Genomic DNA, 451 nt, shown 5'->3' on the forward strand with positions numbered 1-451 from the left:
CAAATCTAATTTGAATCACATTGAGTCCGGCAATCACATAATAAGAACGAACCCTTCCTATTACAAACAAAAACCTTGGTTAGTTGCCATACACTAAGACCCTTTCGGTTTGTATGGTTAAGTGACTAAGCGTACACGGTGGATGCCTTGGCAGTCAGAGGCGATGAAGGACGTATTAACTTGCGATAAGCCCAGATTAGACAGTAAAAGTCATTTGAGTCTGGGATTTCCGAATGGGGAAACCCACTTACATAAGTAAGTATCTTGTTGTGAATACATAGCAGCAAGAGGCAAACCGGGGGAACTGAAACATCTAAGTACCCCGAGGAAGAGAAATCAACCGAGATTCCGAAAGTAGCGGCGAGCGAAATTGGATTAGCCCTTAAGCTTTTAATGAGACAGACGAAGGCTCTGGAAAGTGCCGCAATAAAGGGTGATAGCCCCGTAGTCG

Annotated in this window: 1 rRNA gene; it reads left to right on the forward strand. The window is 44.1% G+C overall.

The annotated features are described in order from the left end of the window. Positions 1-115: 115 nt before the first annotated feature. A 23S ribosomal RNA gene (locus tag A3712_RS24085) occupies positions 116-451 on the forward strand; the annotation flags it as partial.

The sequence above is a fragment of the Vibrio sp. HI00D65 genome, assembly GCF_001635455.1.
In the GTDB taxonomy this organism is placed as follows: Bacteria; Pseudomonadota; Gammaproteobacteria; order Enterobacterales; family Vibrionaceae; genus Vibrio.